This is a genomic window from Sedimentitalea sp., assembly GCF_039973035.1.
Taxonomy (GTDB): domain Bacteria; phylum Pseudomonadota; class Alphaproteobacteria; order Rhodobacterales; family Rhodobacteraceae; genus Sedimentitalea.
In genome coordinates this window covers 98579-112093 of the sequence record NZ_JBDWLR010000029.1, presented here as the reverse complement: position 1 = coordinate 112093, position 13515 = coordinate 98579, and the positions used below count along the sequence as shown (strand labels likewise).

Annotated in this window: 11 protein-coding genes; 7 read left to right on the top strand and 4 right to left on the bottom strand. The window is 55.8% G+C overall.

Annotated elements, in window-relative coordinates; genetic code table 11:
• Window positions 1-2: 2 nt before the first annotated feature.
• Genes ABJO75_RS06800 through ABJO75_RS06785 form a run of 4 tightly spaced genes read right to left on the bottom strand, consistent with a single transcriptional unit; the run spans window position 3 to window position 4926 of the window.
• Window positions 3-1154 carry an MBL fold metallo-hydrolase gene (locus ABJO75_RS06800; protein ID WP_348128623.1) on the bottom strand — a complete coding sequence of 384 codons (1152 nt, stop codon included), beginning with the start codon at window positions 1152-1154 and terminating at the stop codon, window positions 3-5.
• A complete protein-coding gene (locus ABJO75_RS06795) occupies window positions 1154-2233 on the bottom strand; it encodes an ABC transporter ATP-binding protein (RefSeq protein ID WP_348128620.1) in 1080 nt (359 codons plus the stop codon). The genes ABJO75_RS06800 and ABJO75_RS06795 overlap by 1 nt, the downstream gene beginning before the upstream one ends.
• A complete protein-coding gene (locus tag ABJO75_RS06790; protein ID WP_348128617.1) occupies window positions 2221-3924 on the bottom strand; it encodes an iron ABC transporter permease in 1704 nt (567 codons plus the stop codon). The genes ABJO75_RS06795 and ABJO75_RS06790 overlap by 13 nt, the downstream gene beginning before the upstream one ends.
• A gap of 9 nt (window positions 3925-3933) precedes the next feature.
• A complete protein-coding gene (locus tag ABJO75_RS06785; protein WP_348128615.1) occupies window positions 3934-4926 on the bottom strand; it encodes an ABC transporter substrate-binding protein in 993 nt (330 codons plus the stop codon).
• Window positions 4927-5057: 131 nt separating this feature from the next.
• Between ABJO75_RS06785 and ABJO75_RS06780 the strand changes: the two genes are divergently transcribed.
• The 7 genes from ABJO75_RS06780 (at window position 5058) to ABJO75_RS06750 (ending at window position 13441) form a co-directional block, all read left to right on the top strand.
• Window positions 5058-6101, top strand: a complete 1044-nt coding sequence (locus tag ABJO75_RS06780; protein WP_348128612.1) for a sugar-binding domain-containing protein — start codon at window positions 5058-5060, stop codon at window positions 6099-6101.
• Between the two features lie 674 nt (window positions 6102-6775).
• A complete protein-coding gene (locus ABJO75_RS06775; RefSeq protein WP_348128609.1) occupies window positions 6776-7651 on the top strand; it encodes a branched-chain amino acid ABC transporter permease in 876 nt (291 codons plus the stop codon).
• Between the two features lies 1 nt (window position 7652).
• Window positions 7653-8762 carry a branched-chain amino acid ABC transporter permease gene (locus ABJO75_RS06770; protein WP_348128608.1) on the top strand — a complete coding sequence of 370 codons (1110 nt, stop codon included), beginning with the start codon at window positions 7653-7655 and terminating at the stop codon, window positions 8760-8762.
• The gene (locus ABJO75_RS06765) at window positions 8759-9550 is read left to right on the top strand and encodes an ABC transporter ATP-binding protein (RefSeq protein ID WP_348128605.1); all 792 of its coding nucleotides are present in this window, start codon (window positions 8759-8761) and stop codon (window positions 9548-9550) included. Before ABJO75_RS06770 ends, ABJO75_RS06765 begins: the two co-directional genes overlap by 4 nt.
• On the top strand, window positions 9547-10338 hold the full coding sequence (locus ABJO75_RS06760; protein ID WP_348128603.1) for an ABC transporter ATP-binding protein: 792 nt from the start codon (window positions 9547-9549) through the stop codon (window positions 10336-10338). Before ABJO75_RS06765 ends, ABJO75_RS06760 begins: the two co-directional genes overlap by 4 nt.
• Before the next feature lie 9 nt (window positions 10339-10347).
• Window positions 10348-12228, top strand: a complete 1881-nt coding sequence (locus tag ABJO75_RS06755; RefSeq protein ID WP_348128600.1) for an AMP-binding protein — start codon at window positions 10348-10350, stop codon at window positions 12226-12228.
• 46 nt (window positions 12229-12274) lie between these two features.
• Window positions 12275-13441 (top strand): ABC transporter substrate-binding protein, encoded by a 1167-nt coding sequence (locus tag ABJO75_RS06750; protein ID WP_348128597.1) that lies wholly within the window; start codon window positions 12275-12277, stop codon window positions 13439-13441.
• Window positions 13442-13515 lie beyond the last annotated feature (74 nt).

Below are 13515 nucleotides of genomic sequence, written 5' to 3'. Positions count from 1 at the left end.
TGTCAAATTTCTGTACTGTCGCCGGTCGCGGCAATTGTAACCATGGCGGGTAGAGCGTGTTGTATCTCTTCAAGTGCCTTGGCTTCACAGGAATGTCCCATCAATCGCGGTCGGCCCGCGTTTTCCCAGAGCACTCTGTTCTGCGGCAAGGTCGGATGGGTCGGCAGACGGAACCAATCAGCATTGCCCAGTTCGCGCATCCTGTGGCCCGGCGAACCTTCGGGGAGATGTCCGGAAAGAAGCACGGGATGTCCGCTCTGCTCAGCCATTTCGAGGGCCAATGCCGCAGGGCCAGCCGAACCCATCCCGTCATGAACAAGGAGAGGACAATTTGGCAATGGGTCGCCTGGTTTCCAACGGTGCGTGGTTTCGAGCCGCTCCGCGAGCCGTTCCGCGACGCCTGGCTTGAGCAGTTTGGGAACTGAAATTTGCTCTCTTAGCGGTTCGTACATCAAATCAGCGATGGCCAACGGGCCCGACAGGATCGCCAATAGTTCCAACGAGCGCCCTGAAAGAGGCGTGGGTAATACGCTACCCTTTGGCCGTTCTGCGACCCATGCGACAATCCGCTCGGCCCTCACAGAAGCAGGAGTGCGATCATCTCCATAAGAGCAATCAAGCAGCATCATGTCGCCTTCGGGCATCGGGGTCATTGGAAAGACAGCGCTTTCCGGAACCACGTCTCCGCAGTACAATGTCCGCTTGCCTCCGCTTTGCACGGCGAACCAAACGCCACCAGCAACGTGACCGGTATGGCCGGTCATGATCCTTTGACTGGCGAATGAGATCTCATCGCCGGGCTCGAACACCTCGATCGCTGCCTTTGAGACCGGGTATGTAGCTAGGTCGAAAACATGGGCATATTGATCAAGCGTCGCTGACATCTCGGACTGTGTTGTAGGCGTCATGAAAACCGGACCGGCAAACCCCTGCCCGATCAGCCAACACAGCGCACCGATGTGGTCCTCATGGGCATGGGTAATAAAGAGCGCGTCGATCTCGCTGGCCGGGTGTGCGAGCAGAGGATGATAATCCTCTGGCGGTGCGCCAACCTTGATCCCAGCATCCAACATCACGCGACTTTCGCCGTCATCGATAAGGACGCTCGTTCGGCCCTTCTCTCCAAAGCCTCCTTGTAAGTGTAGTCTTTGCATCAGACGGCACTTTGCGCAGGGATCAACCAACCACCGGTGATTTGAATTCGGGCACGGTCTCCGGTTGTGAACGGCTGAGGATCAGGTTGATCGAATTGGATAGAGGTTTCGGCCTCTGCATCCGGCACGAATTCAATCCGGGCGGCGCCGCCCTGATAGACGACCCGCTTGATGCAGCCGTCGATACCGGCGCTGTCAGGCTCGGCAATCCGGACATGCTCTGCACGACAACAAACCTTGGCCCCGTCACGCGGTCCATCCCCAGCCGAACAGCTCAACCGGATCGGCTGGCCAAGCAGCGTCGCGTCGCAGTGTCCGTCAACCTCTGCACTTGTCACGGTGACTCCCATTACCATGCCTTGGGAAATGAAGGAGGCGACCATTTCAGTTGCTGGACGATGGTAGATCGTTTCCGGCGTATCCAATTGCATCAGCTTGCCGTGATCCATAACGGCGATACGGTCAGCAAGCGCCATGGCTTCGGCCTGATCGTGCGTGATGTAGACAATCGTGGTGCCCGTGCGTTCATGGAAGGCAGCAAATTCGTCCTCCATGGAGGCACGCAAATGCACATCGAGGTTCGCGAGCGGTTCATCGAACAGAACGAGCTTAGGTTCGGCCACCAGACAGCGCGCGAGTGCAACACGCTGACGTTGCCCACCTGACAGATTGGCCGGGGCACGGTCGCCCATGCCATCCAGATTGACCAATGCCAGCGCTTCATCAACTCTGCGCTTGGCTTCTGTTGCCTCGACCTTCGCAACCCGAAGCGAATATCCGATATTCTCCGCTACGGTCATATGGGGCCAGAGCGCGTAGTTCTGGAACACGATCCCGATGCGCCGTTCATTCGGCGGAACTTCTTTACCGGACTGGGACACGATTTGACCAGCGATGTCGATTTCGCCGCCGCTTACGTGTTCAAACCCGGCAATCATCCGCAGGAGCGTGGTCTTGCCACACCCGGAGGGGCCCAGCACAGCCAGGAACTCTCCAGAGTTTACTGTAATTGACACATCTTTCAGTGCCTCGAATTGGCCAAAGGTCTTTGACAGATTTCGAATGGTTAGTCCCGCCATGGCAGCACTCCGTCTGGAAGTTTATGTGCGAAGGTGTTCACACCCAGCATGATGAGGAAGGTCACGGCAACGATCACCGCGGAGAGAGCGGAGGCATATTTTGAATCGCCGCCTTGCTCGAACGAGAAGATCACGACACCGATGGTTTCAGAGCCCGAGGACCACAGCAGCGCAGAGACGGTCAGTTCGCTCAGTGCCGTCATGAAGATCAACAACCCGCCGGCCATCGCCGCCGGTGCCACCAATGGGAAGATGATGGTGCGCAACCGCATGAAAAGGCTTGCCCCGGCGATTTCCGCCGCTTCTTCCAAGGTGCGATCGAGTTGGGCGTATCCATTCACGGTAGGGCGAATTGCCAACACAAGGAATCGCGCCAGATAGGCAAACAGGATGATCCAAACCGTGTTGTAGATTTGGATTCCCAGAACCGGGATTGGTTTCAGGAAGAGCAAGAGCGAAGCAATCGCCAACACCACGCCCGGCAAGGCATAGGGTAACTCAATTGCAAAGTTCAGCCACCTTATCCACTTTTGCTTGCCCCATGCGATCAGGTAGCCAACCGGCACGGCCACAAAGACCGCAAAAACAGCTGCTGTGACTGACAGCATGAGGCTGTTGACGAACGCCCTTCTTGCGGCGGTGTGCTCAAACAAGATGAAATGGTAGTTCTCGAGCGTCACGGTATCCGCGCTCAGGACGACACCGTAGCCGCGCACCAGTGAAGTAAGGATCAGTCCGCACATCGGCAGAACCAAGATCACGGCAATCAGCATCCACATCGCCGCTTCCATCGGAAGCCGCCAAATGCCTAGATTGTAGCGCTCGATCGGAAGCGATGTGGTGGTGATGCGGAAGTCGCGGCGACGGCTGATATAGTCCTGAAGCACGATGCCTGCCATGGCCAGCACACCAATGAGCGCCGAAAGATAGGCCACCTCTGACAGCACAGCCGGACCCCCGCCTGCGAGACGCTGGAAGATCAGTGTCGGTAGGACCAAGTAGTTGGCCGGGATACCGAGAAAAGCGGGGATACCAAAATTGCCGACACAGGACACGAACGTCAGCGCAGCCGCACCAACGATTGACGGGGTCATCAGCGGCAAAACAACAGTGCCGATGACGCGAAAGGGCCCTGCTCCGCCCGCTTGCGCAGCCTCGACCAACTCCCGCGGGAGCTTTCGCAGACCTGCGCGCAGAATGAGGAAAACCAGCGGCGCATATTGTATCCCAAGAAGCGCGATGATGCCTCCGGGGGAATACAGCGGATTGGGGGTCCCCAGTGGCGGGGCCAGCCCGAAAGCGTTGAGAAAGGCGCTGGACGGTCCGAAAAGTTGCAGCCAAGCAAGCGCGGTAACCTGCGGCGCAATCATCAATGGTGTGACGAAGAACAGGATCAACGTCTGGGTCATCCGAATATTGGTTGCCGTGACGATGATCGATACGACGCTACCCAACAAGACAGCGACAACCGTGCCGCCAATCCCGACCACAATCGTATTCCACGTCGCACGCCAGACAACCGGGTCGCCAAGACCTGAGCGGATGGCTTCAGTAGAAAACGTTCCGCCAGGCAGAATGACTTCCTGTAAGAGACGGATCATGGGTAGAAGGGAAAATAGCGCGATGATGGCAAAGATCATCGTTGTCAGGGCCATTGACTGGCCCTGACCGCCCCGTGCAGACAGCTGCATTGTTTTGCCTTATCCGCCGAACAGCGTGGAGAAACGCTTTTTGTTATCGTCGATCTTGGTGACGATTTCGCCAACATTGGCATCCATCACCTTGACCTCGACGCCTTCGGGCAACCAATCGGGGCTTCCGACGCTGGCCTTTGCAGGCAGGTAGCCCTGGCTGAGCGCGAGCATCTGGCCTTCATCGGACAGAATAAAATCCACGAACTTCTTGGCACCCTCGACATTGGACGCGGTCGACATGATGGCCACCGGTTCGGTCACGGCTGTCACGCCCTCTTCCGGAAAGACGAACTTGATCGGGGAGCCGTCCTTGATCGCGTTCATCGCGAGAAAGTCGACGAGGATGCCATAGGCGTTCTCACCAGTCGCCACTGATTTCAGTACGGAGCCATTGCCGCGAACCGCCGAGAGGCCATTAGCCTGCATGTCCTCGAAATACTCCCAGCCGAGGTCTTCGCGTTCAGCGAAGGTCGAAAGCAGGAAGGCCGCAGCACCAGAATAGAGCGGGCTCGGCATGACGACGAGGTTCTTGTAGGCTTCGCCAGTTAGATCCGACCAATGCTCGGGTTGTTCGCTTGCGCCGGTATTATAGGCAATCCCGGTAGTGATCAGCTTGCTGCCAAAATAGAACTTCTCGGGGTCAATCGCGTTGGTGTCAAAGCCTTCGGTGTTAGCTTCTGGATAAGCCATCAGGCGATCATCGACCTTGAGGCCCTCCATGCTGACCGCATCAGCAATCAAAAGCACATCAGGTTGCGGGCTGCCAGCAGCAAACTCGGCGGCCAACTTGCTGAGCAAATCGCTGGTGCCTGAGCGGAACACCTCGACTTCGGCGTCGGGGTTCTGCGCCTCGAATGCCGCCACGGTCGCTGCGGCATCGGCATCGGGTTGCGACGTATAGAGAACAAGTTTCTCAGCCAAAGCCGCACTCGAAAAGGCCATCGCGGCAATAACTGTGCTCGCAAGAAGTAGTCGCTTCGTTTTGAAGTCCTCGGTCATTCGGTATTCCTCCCACTGTCGTCGGTAGCACATTGCCACCCCTTTTTGTCCCGTTACTCGGAATGAGACAACCAACTTGAAGCACGAACATTTGATACTAGTCAATTACAAATGATCGATCTGTCCGAAAAATGGCCAAGTTCGCGATGAAGCCTGTAGACTCAGAGCCGCGTACACTAAGACCATGGGGAGGCGTGACAAAGGGGCCAATGACGATGGTATCAAAAATCAAGGACGCGCAAGGCCCTCTGACATCATCTGACATGGATGTAAAAGTTGCGTGGCTGTATCATGTCGAAGGCATGACACAAGAAGCGATCGCAAAAGAGCTGCAAGTCAGCCGTATCAAAATCGTAAGGTCGTTGGCGAGGAGCATAGAGCGGAATGTCGTCGTCACCACAATCAACGCCGCCTCATCAGAACAGATCGCCCTTGAACGACAATTGGAAGACCGCTGGGGGCTCGAAAGTGCCATCGTCGTGCCCACCCCACATGATCCCCGTCATACCGAACGCTATATCGGCCATGCCGTCGCGAATTTTCTGAATACGAATATGAACGACGGGATGACACTCGCTGTTGGTGGTGGAGCGACACTTCACTCAAGTCTCAGCTTCATGCACCGGCGCGAACTGAAAGATGCGACTGTCGTCGGGCTCGTTGGCTCTCTGCCTCATTCGCAATGGATCAACCCCTCGATTGTTGCCTCCAGCATGGCAACGCGGCTTGGTGTCAACAGCTATCAGATCACCGCACCGGTTCTGGTCGACAGCGCTGATCTTTGCCAGAGACTTTGGGATCAACCGTTACTGCATGAAGTGCGGGTACGTGCAAAAGAGGCTGATCTCGCCTTACTGACGGTTGGTGAGATTGCCGAGACCGCCACCGTGTTCAACTATGGAATCGTTCCTGCGGAAACCGCAGAAGAGCTCCGCGCGCAGCAAGCTGTCGCCAACATATTGTGCTACTTTATTGATGCCAAAGGGAAGCTCGTCGATCATGAAATCAATTCCCGGATCATGGCGCTCACCCCCACTGAAGTCGCGGCGATTCCGCGCGTCGTTCTTGCCGCCGGAGGGCGCCACAAGGTTGAAGCAATATATGCGGCGCTCCGGGCCGTAAAAACCGAAGTTCTTGTGACCGACTCCCAAACTGCAGGTGAGCTGTTACAATAGTACAGATCGAATTGGGCAGTGGCGTAAACCTTCGCATCCCTGTTGCGTCTGGTTTCAGCCTGGCCCAAAGGCGCCCCCCCCGGAAGGCAGTATCAGGACTGAACGTTGATCAGTCTTAAAGGCTTGCATTAGGTGTTTCATCCCAAGGTGTGATCCATTCCCATGAATGGAAGGAAGCCATATGGGACAAGTACGTCATAGGAGCGCTACGTGCTGTTACCCGGCAGTGGTTTGCACAGCAAACTATGGGAGGGCACGCACACTGTCAGAGCTACAATACAACGATCGCAGACCAGTGGCTCTCATGCTACCCTGCGCCATCCAAAACCATCCGCGTCGTTCGTTCGCGCACTTCGAGTGAATATTTGTGAGTTGTTTTGTTCATGATGCTCCATCCTACCCAGCAGGTGGAGTCTTCGGAAAAACCGGCGCAGTTCAGAACCACCATATTAGAAGAGATGAACGCACCGGCAAGCGTAGCAACTGACCAGCCGAATAACTTTCTGACGTCATAGCGGCGATACACCAGAGCGGTGCCTGACCCTGACGATCTGATGGAGAGCTTTGTGACACGGCCTTAACGCTGCGTAACGTGCGATTCAAAGTCAGAAACGCATTGTTGGACACCGACAAAATTGCCTAACGTGACTCACCTAAGCTTTGGGAGGAGCGCGGTGGATTTTCTACAACTCATAATCAGTGGGCTCGCGAACGGGTGTGTCTATGGTTTGATCGCTTTGGGGTTCGTGCTGATCTACAAAGCCACCGAAGCTGTGAACTTCGCCCAAGGTGATTTCATGATGCTTGGCGCATTCGTATGCATCGGCTTTACCAATCACGAATACATGGGGCTGGATTTTTGGCTGGCGGTTCCGTTGTCGATCCTTGTGATGGGAGCCTTTGGCTATCTGTTCAATTGGGGTATCCTGCGCCATATGTTTGGCCAGTCCCAGACGTCGATTGTGATCCTGACGATCGCAGTCGGGTTCATCATCCGCTTCATTGCAGGGTCTTTCTGGAGCCACGAACCAACGTCGCTTGAGACCCCGTTTGCAGGTCGAGAAATCCGTGCAGGCGGCGTGGTGCTAGGCATTGACGAGGTCATGATCGTTGCTGTGACCGCGATTTTGACGCTGCTGTTTTATCTTTTCTTTTCGCGCAGTCGGATTGGTCTGGCGATGCAGGCCGCATCGCAAAACCAGCTTGCGGCCTATTACATGGGTATCCCGGTCAAACGTATCCACAGTCTTGTCTGGGGGTTGTCTGGCATGGTTGCGGCGGTTGCGGGTATTTTGTTTGCGTCCAAGGGGGCCATTGATCCATCTACCGGGCTTTTGGGTATCAAGGCCTTTGCCGCGGCTGCTATTGGCGGCTTCGGGTCGCTTCCCGGGGCGCTTCTCGGCGGTCTGATCATCGGCCTCGTAGAGCCGCTGGCCTCACGCTATGGCCCGCCAGGGGTCAGCCAAATTGCGCCCTATGCGATCTTGTTGCTGATCCTGATCTTCCGGCCCGGTGGAATCTTCTCTCAGACGCAGCGGAAGAAGGTGTAAGATGCGCTTTGTTTTCAAGACTTCGTATGATGCAGATATTCGCCTGTTCAAACACCGCGCGCAGGCGGTCTGGTATGGACTGTTGTTGCTGCTTCTGGTTCTGGCCACGCCGCTCTATTTCGTCGCCATCGGTGATGCATACCTTCTGGGTGAGATCACCGGCGTTCTGATCCTTGCCATCGCGGGCATGGGGCTGATGCTGCTGACCGGTCACACAGGCCTGCCCAGCCTCGGCCACGCGACCTTTATGGCGCTTGGGTGTTACCTGAATATCAACTTGTTGGGTGCTGGCGTGCCTTGGGTGGTTGCCTTTCCGTTATCGGGGCTGATTGCCGGTGCCTTGGGCACGCTGATTGCATTGCCCGTCTTACGGCTGCACGGTGTTTACCTGGCGCTCGCAACGCTTGCCATGTCGATGCTGACCAGCGACTTTGTCGTGATGGCAGAGCCTTGGACAGGCGGGATTGCCGGGTCAGCGGTGCCGGATATCAATATCTTCGGGATAGAGATAAACCGCTATGCCACACCCTTCAAATTCTACTATCTGGTTTTGTTTGTCGCCATCCTTTTGGTCTGGTTCTATCGCAACCTGTTGCGTACCCCTACGGGTCGAAGCTTCACGGCTATCCGCGACAGCGAAATCTCGGCGCGTGCGATGGGCATCAACCTGACCCGTACCAAGGCAACGTCGTTCTTTCTGTCTGCCACCGCAGCAGGGCTGGCAGGCGCACTGTTTGGACATTCGGCAGGCTATGTCACGAATGAGACCTTTGATCTGGTGATGTCGATCACGCTGTTGCTGATGATCGTGATCGGCGGTTTGGGGTTCATCCACGGGGCTTTCTTTGGCGCTATCATCGTCGGGATCATCCCCGTTGCCATCGCCAACGGCCGCTCTTTCCTTGCGACAACATTTGATGTGAACATCAACGTACCCGGTCTGGAAAGCGCGCTTTTCGCATTTATCCTGATCTGTTTCATCATGTTTGAACCGATGGGCCTCTATGGTCGCTGGCTGAAGATCCGCACATATTTCGAACTGTTTCCGTTCTACCGAAAAGACATGTTCAAACGGCAGAAGTCATACCTCAAGACGGATCGTGTCCAATGAGCTTGCTTGAACTAGATAATGTCACCTTGCGCTTTGGTGGATTGACGGCGGTTGACAGCGTATCGCTTAAGGTCAACGAGGGCGAAGTTTTCGCGCTGGTTGGGCCTAATGGAGCCGGCAAGTCGACGATCTTCAACATGATCTCGCGGTTTTACACCCCGGCCGAGGGGAGCATTAAGTTTGATGGCACAGATCTGCTGACCCACACCGCCGATCAGGTGCCCAGCTTTGGGATCGCGCGGACGTTTCAGAACATCGAATTGTTCGAACAGGCGACGGTTTTGCAGAACCTGCTGGTCGGACGCCACAGGCACCGTCGAACCGGGGTGCTGTCGAATATTGTATTCTCGCCCAAAGCCCACCGCGAGGAATTGCGTCACCGCGAGGCGGTTGAGCAGGTGATCGAGTTTCTGAACCTGCAACACTACCGTGACAAGATGATCGGAGGCTTGCCCTACGGCGTGCGCAAGGTTGTCGAACTGGGTCGGGCGCTTGCGTCCGAACCCAAGCTGTTGTTGCTGGATGAACCCGCTTCTGGTCTGTCGGTAGAAGAGACACAGGACATGGCGTTCTGGATCGAAGACATCCAGACGCAAATGGGCATCTCCGTGATGATGGTAGAGCACGATATGGGGCTGGTGTCCGCCGTGTCCGGCCGCGTCATGGCGCTGTCCGATGGTAAAGAACTCGCCACTGGAACAGCCGCAGAGGTGCAATCCCATCCTGCCGTGATCGAGGCCTATCTGGGCACCGGCGAGATTTCCAAGACAGGGACATCACGCGCATGAGCACAGATGCTACAGGAAACGTTGTTCTACAGATCGACAACCTCGAGAGTTACTACGGACCGATCATGGCCATCAGAGGCGTGAGCCTGACGGTTTACGAAGGCCAAATCGTCACAGTTTTGGGGGCCAATGGCGCAGGCAAAACCACATTGCTCAAGACCATCTCTGGGGTGATGGACCCCGAGAAAGGCAATGTGAAAATGGCGGGGGCTGACATCCAATCCATGGAACCGGATGCCATCGTGCGCCGCGGCATCGTGCATGTGCCCGAAGGACGCGAGATTTTCCCGTTGATGACGGTCGCCGAGAACATCGCGATGGGTGCCTATACGCGCAAAGACCGCAGCACGATCGCCGCTGATGAGGAAATGGTCTATTCTTACTTTCCAATTCTCAAAGATCGCAGCGCGCAGCGTGCGGGTACCCTTTCGGGTGGTCAGCAACAGATGCTCGCCATTGGGCGCGGTCTGATGTCCCATCCCAAACTGATGCTGTTGGATGAGCCAAGTCTTGGTCTTTCCCCGCTTCTCACGCAGGAAATTTTCGAGATCATCGTGCGGCTCAACAAAGAGCAGAAGGTCACGATGATGCTGGTCGAGCAAAACGCCAAAGTGGCGCTGGATGCTGCAGACTATGGCTATGTGATGGAACTGGGCCGCATCGTGATGCACGACACAGCGGACGTTCTGGCGGGGTCAAAGGACATTCAGGAATTCTATCTTGGCGTCAGTCAGGATGAAAACCAACGCGGGCAACGGCGTTGGAAACAACGCAAGACTTGGCGATAGGGATTGATCATGTCAGATAAACTCCCCCCCCAGGAAAAAATGCACGGCCTTATGGTCAATGCCGATCTGTCACAGGGTCCGTTCTACATTGATGGCATGGACTCGACACCAAAACTGTTCCGCCTGCGGGCACAGACGTTGGGTTCGCGCACGGCCCATCGTGAAAAGACATTCGGCATCTGGCGATCACATTCGTGGAGCGATTATTTCACCCGTGCCCGAAACCTTGGGCTCGGGCTCGTCTCGATGGGTTTGCAGCGCGGAGAGGTCGTCTCGATCCTGTCTGAGGACAGCAAGGAGTGGATGTATACCGACATGGGCGTCCAATGTGTGGGCGCCATTTGTTCGGGCGTCTATACGACCGACTCTGCAGGGCAATTGGAATATCTTGTCAACGACTCGGACAGCCGTTTTCTGTTCGTGGAAAATGACGAACAATTGGACAAGTTCCTGCAAGTTCGTGACAGCCTGCCCGGCCTGACCAAGGTCATCGTGATAGACCGCGAAGGGCTGCACGGCTTTTCCGACCCTGACATCATCTTTCTGGATGAGTTGTATGAAATGGGTGCGGCGTATCACGCAGCCCACCCGCAGGCCTTTGATGCGGCGATTGATGCAATCAAACCCGAAGACACTGCAATTCTGGTCTATACGTCAGGCACCACGGGCAAACCCAAGGGCGCCATGATTAGCCATGGCAACCTGATGTATTCCGTATCGGCCGGGCTGCAGGATGGGCCAGTGTTCGACACGGACGATCAGCTTTGCTTTTTGCCTCTCTGCCATATTCTGGAACGGGTATTTTCAGTCAATGCGCCGATTGCTGCGGCCTCGACCATCAACTTTGCCGAAAGTCCGGAGACGATTTTCGACAACCTGCAAGAAGTCAGCCCGCAGACATTTGTCGCCGTGCCGCGCCTGTGGGAAAAAATCTATTCACAGGTCGCCATTCGCATCGGTGACGCCACGCGCATGCAGAAATGGGCTTATGCGCAGGCTGTGAAAGCTGGAGAGGCGCGGGTTAAGTACGTAGCGGGAGGCTCAGACGTGCCGTTTGGCACCAACCTCGCCTATCGCTTTTGGGATATGGCCGTGCTGCAAAATCTGCGGCGAATGATCGGTATGGATCGCTTGCGCCGTGGCGGCTCGGGGGCCGCGCCCATCTCACCGGATCTGCTAAAATGGTATCACGCGATTGGCGTGCCCGTCCTCGAAGGGTATGGCATGACCGAAAGCTCCGGCGTTATTTCCATCAACAGTGATGGCGACAACAAGATCGGCACTGTCGGTCGCGCTTTGCCCGGCGCCCAAATCCGCGTCACTCCGGAAGGCGAGGTTCAGTACAAGGCGGGCAACGTTTTCCAAGGCTATTGGAAAAACCCTGAAAAGACCGCCGAAACCTTCACCGAGGATGGGTGGCTGCGCACGGGCGATGTCGGGATGATCGACGACGATGGCTTTTTGAAAATCACCGGGCGCCTCAAGGACATCATCATCACCGCAGGCGGCAAGAACATCACGCCTGCCGAGATCGAAAACAAACTGAAATTCTCGCCCTATATTTCTGACGTGGTGGTGATCGGGGACAAACGCAAATTCCTGACCTGCCTGGTGATGATCGATCAGGAAAACGTCGAGAAATTTGCGCAGGATGAACGTGTGCCTTTCTCGAACTATGCCTCGCTTTGCGCCGCAAAAGAGGTGCAGGATTTGATCCGCGAGACCATCGAGGAGGTCAACAAGGAGTTCGCGCGCGTCGAACAGATCAAGGATTTCCGCCTGATCGACATACTGCTGAGTGCCGACGACGATGAACTGACGCCGACCATGAAACTCAAACGTAGCTTTGTGGAGACAAAACACGGAAAGCTGATCAGCCAGATGTACTGACGTCATCGGCGCAGCTTTTCACACGAAAACAAAAGGGAGAAGAGTAATGAAAACACTGACAACCAGGCTGGCAGCGGTCGCCATTGCCACCGCGATGGCCGCCGCACCCGTTTATGCCGAGCAAGGCGTCACGGATACAGAAATCCTGATCGGGTCCAATAACGATCTGTCTGGTCCTTTTGCGGCCTTTGGCGCACCTGCAACCAAAGCAGCACAGCTGGTTTTTGACGAGGTGAACGAAGGAGGCGGCATCCACGGTCGCAAGATCCGGTTCATCGTCGAGGACCACGGTTACCAGATGCCCAAGGCCATTCAGGGTATGAACAAGCTGATCAACGGCGACAAAGTATTCGCCATGTTACTATCGCTTGGCACCCCGATGAACATCGCGGCATTCAAGTTGCAAGACGCCAAAAAGGTGCCGAATGTCAATCCGTTGACGGCAGCGCGTCAAATGGCCGAGCCGTTCCACCCGCTGCACTATGCAGGCACCGCGACCTACTACGACCAAATCCGTGACGGCGTTGCCTATTTGGCCGAGATGAAGGGCGGGACCAACGTCTGTGCGATGTATCTGCCAACCGACTTTGGCAAGGACATCAAGGAAGGTGCAGAATCCATTTCCGCCGAGACTGATGGGCTCAATTTTGTCTCGGAAACGACGCACAAGCCGGATGATTCCGATTTCGTCGGTGCGCTGCAAAAACTGAATGCAGATGGCTGTGATATCGTGGCAATGGCTCTGGGCGTGCGTCAGGCGATCACCGTATCCGGCACAGCCAAGAAACTGGGTCTGACGGACATGTCCTTCATCAACTCTTCGGCTGGCTTCCACACCGTTATGGCCAAAGTACCCGGTGGCGTGACCGAAGGTATGTATGCGGCTTCTGGTTGGGCCGATCTGCTGTCGCGCATGGACAAGCCTGAAGTTCAGAAATTCTTCAAGCGCTATACCGAAGCGACAGGCGAAGAGCTTCCCGGTTCCGGCGCATTGCTGGGGCATTCTTCGGCAGAAACACTGGTGCGCGCATTGGAAGCGGCTGGTCCGGACCTGAATGCCGAAACGTTCCAGATGGGTATGGAAAGTCTCAACTACGAAGATGTGGTTTCCGGCAACACCGTGACCTACTCGGCAACCGACCACCAAGGTGCGGACGAGGTGGTTATCTCGGTCATCAAGGATGGCAACTGGATGGAAATCGCCCGCCAGTAACGCCTCGGCGTTAGTATAAAAGACACCGACAAGTCGGGGCCGATCTGAGGACAAGTTGGCCCCGACCAAAATGA

Bases quoted from the DNA above. Each gene is read 5' to 3' on its own strand.
- ABJO75_RS06760 (WP_348128603.1), top strand. From the start codon at position 9,547: ATGAGCACAGATGCTACAGGAAACGTTGTTCTACAGATCGACAACCTC.
- ABJO75_RS06780 (WP_348128612.1), top strand. From the start codon at position 5,058: ATGGCCAAGTTCGCGATGAAGCCTGTAGACTCAGAGCCGCGTACACTA.
- ABJO75_RS06790 (WP_348128617.1), bottom strand. From the start codon at position 3,924: ATGCAGCTGTCTGCACGGGGCGGTCAGGGCCAGTCAATGGCCCTGACA.
- ABJO75_RS06795 (WP_348128620.1), bottom strand. From the start codon at position 2,233: ATGGCGGGACTAACCATTCGAAATCTGTCAAAGACCTTTGGCCAATTC.
- ABJO75_RS06785 (WP_348128615.1), bottom strand. From the start codon at position 4,926: ATGACCGAGGACTTCAAAACGAAGCGACTACTTCTTGCGAGCACAGTT.
- ABJO75_RS06755 (WP_348128600.1), top strand. From the start codon at position 10,348: ATGTCAGATAAACTCCCCCCCCAGGAAAAAATGCACGGCCTTATGGTC.
- ABJO75_RS06765 (WP_348128605.1), top strand. From the start codon at position 8,759: ATGAGCTTGCTTGAACTAGATAATGTCACCTTGCGCTTTGGTGGATTG.
- ABJO75_RS06750 (WP_348128597.1), top strand. From the start codon at position 12,275: ATGAAAACACTGACAACCAGGCTGGCAGCGGTCGCCATTGCCACCGCG.
- ABJO75_RS06770 (WP_348128608.1), top strand. From the start codon at position 7,653: ATGCGCTTTGTTTTCAAGACTTCGTATGATGCAGATATTCGCCTGTTC.
- ABJO75_RS06800 (WP_348128623.1), bottom strand. From the start codon at position 1,154: ATGCAAAGACTACACTTACAAGGAGGCTTTGGAGAGAAGGGCCGAACG.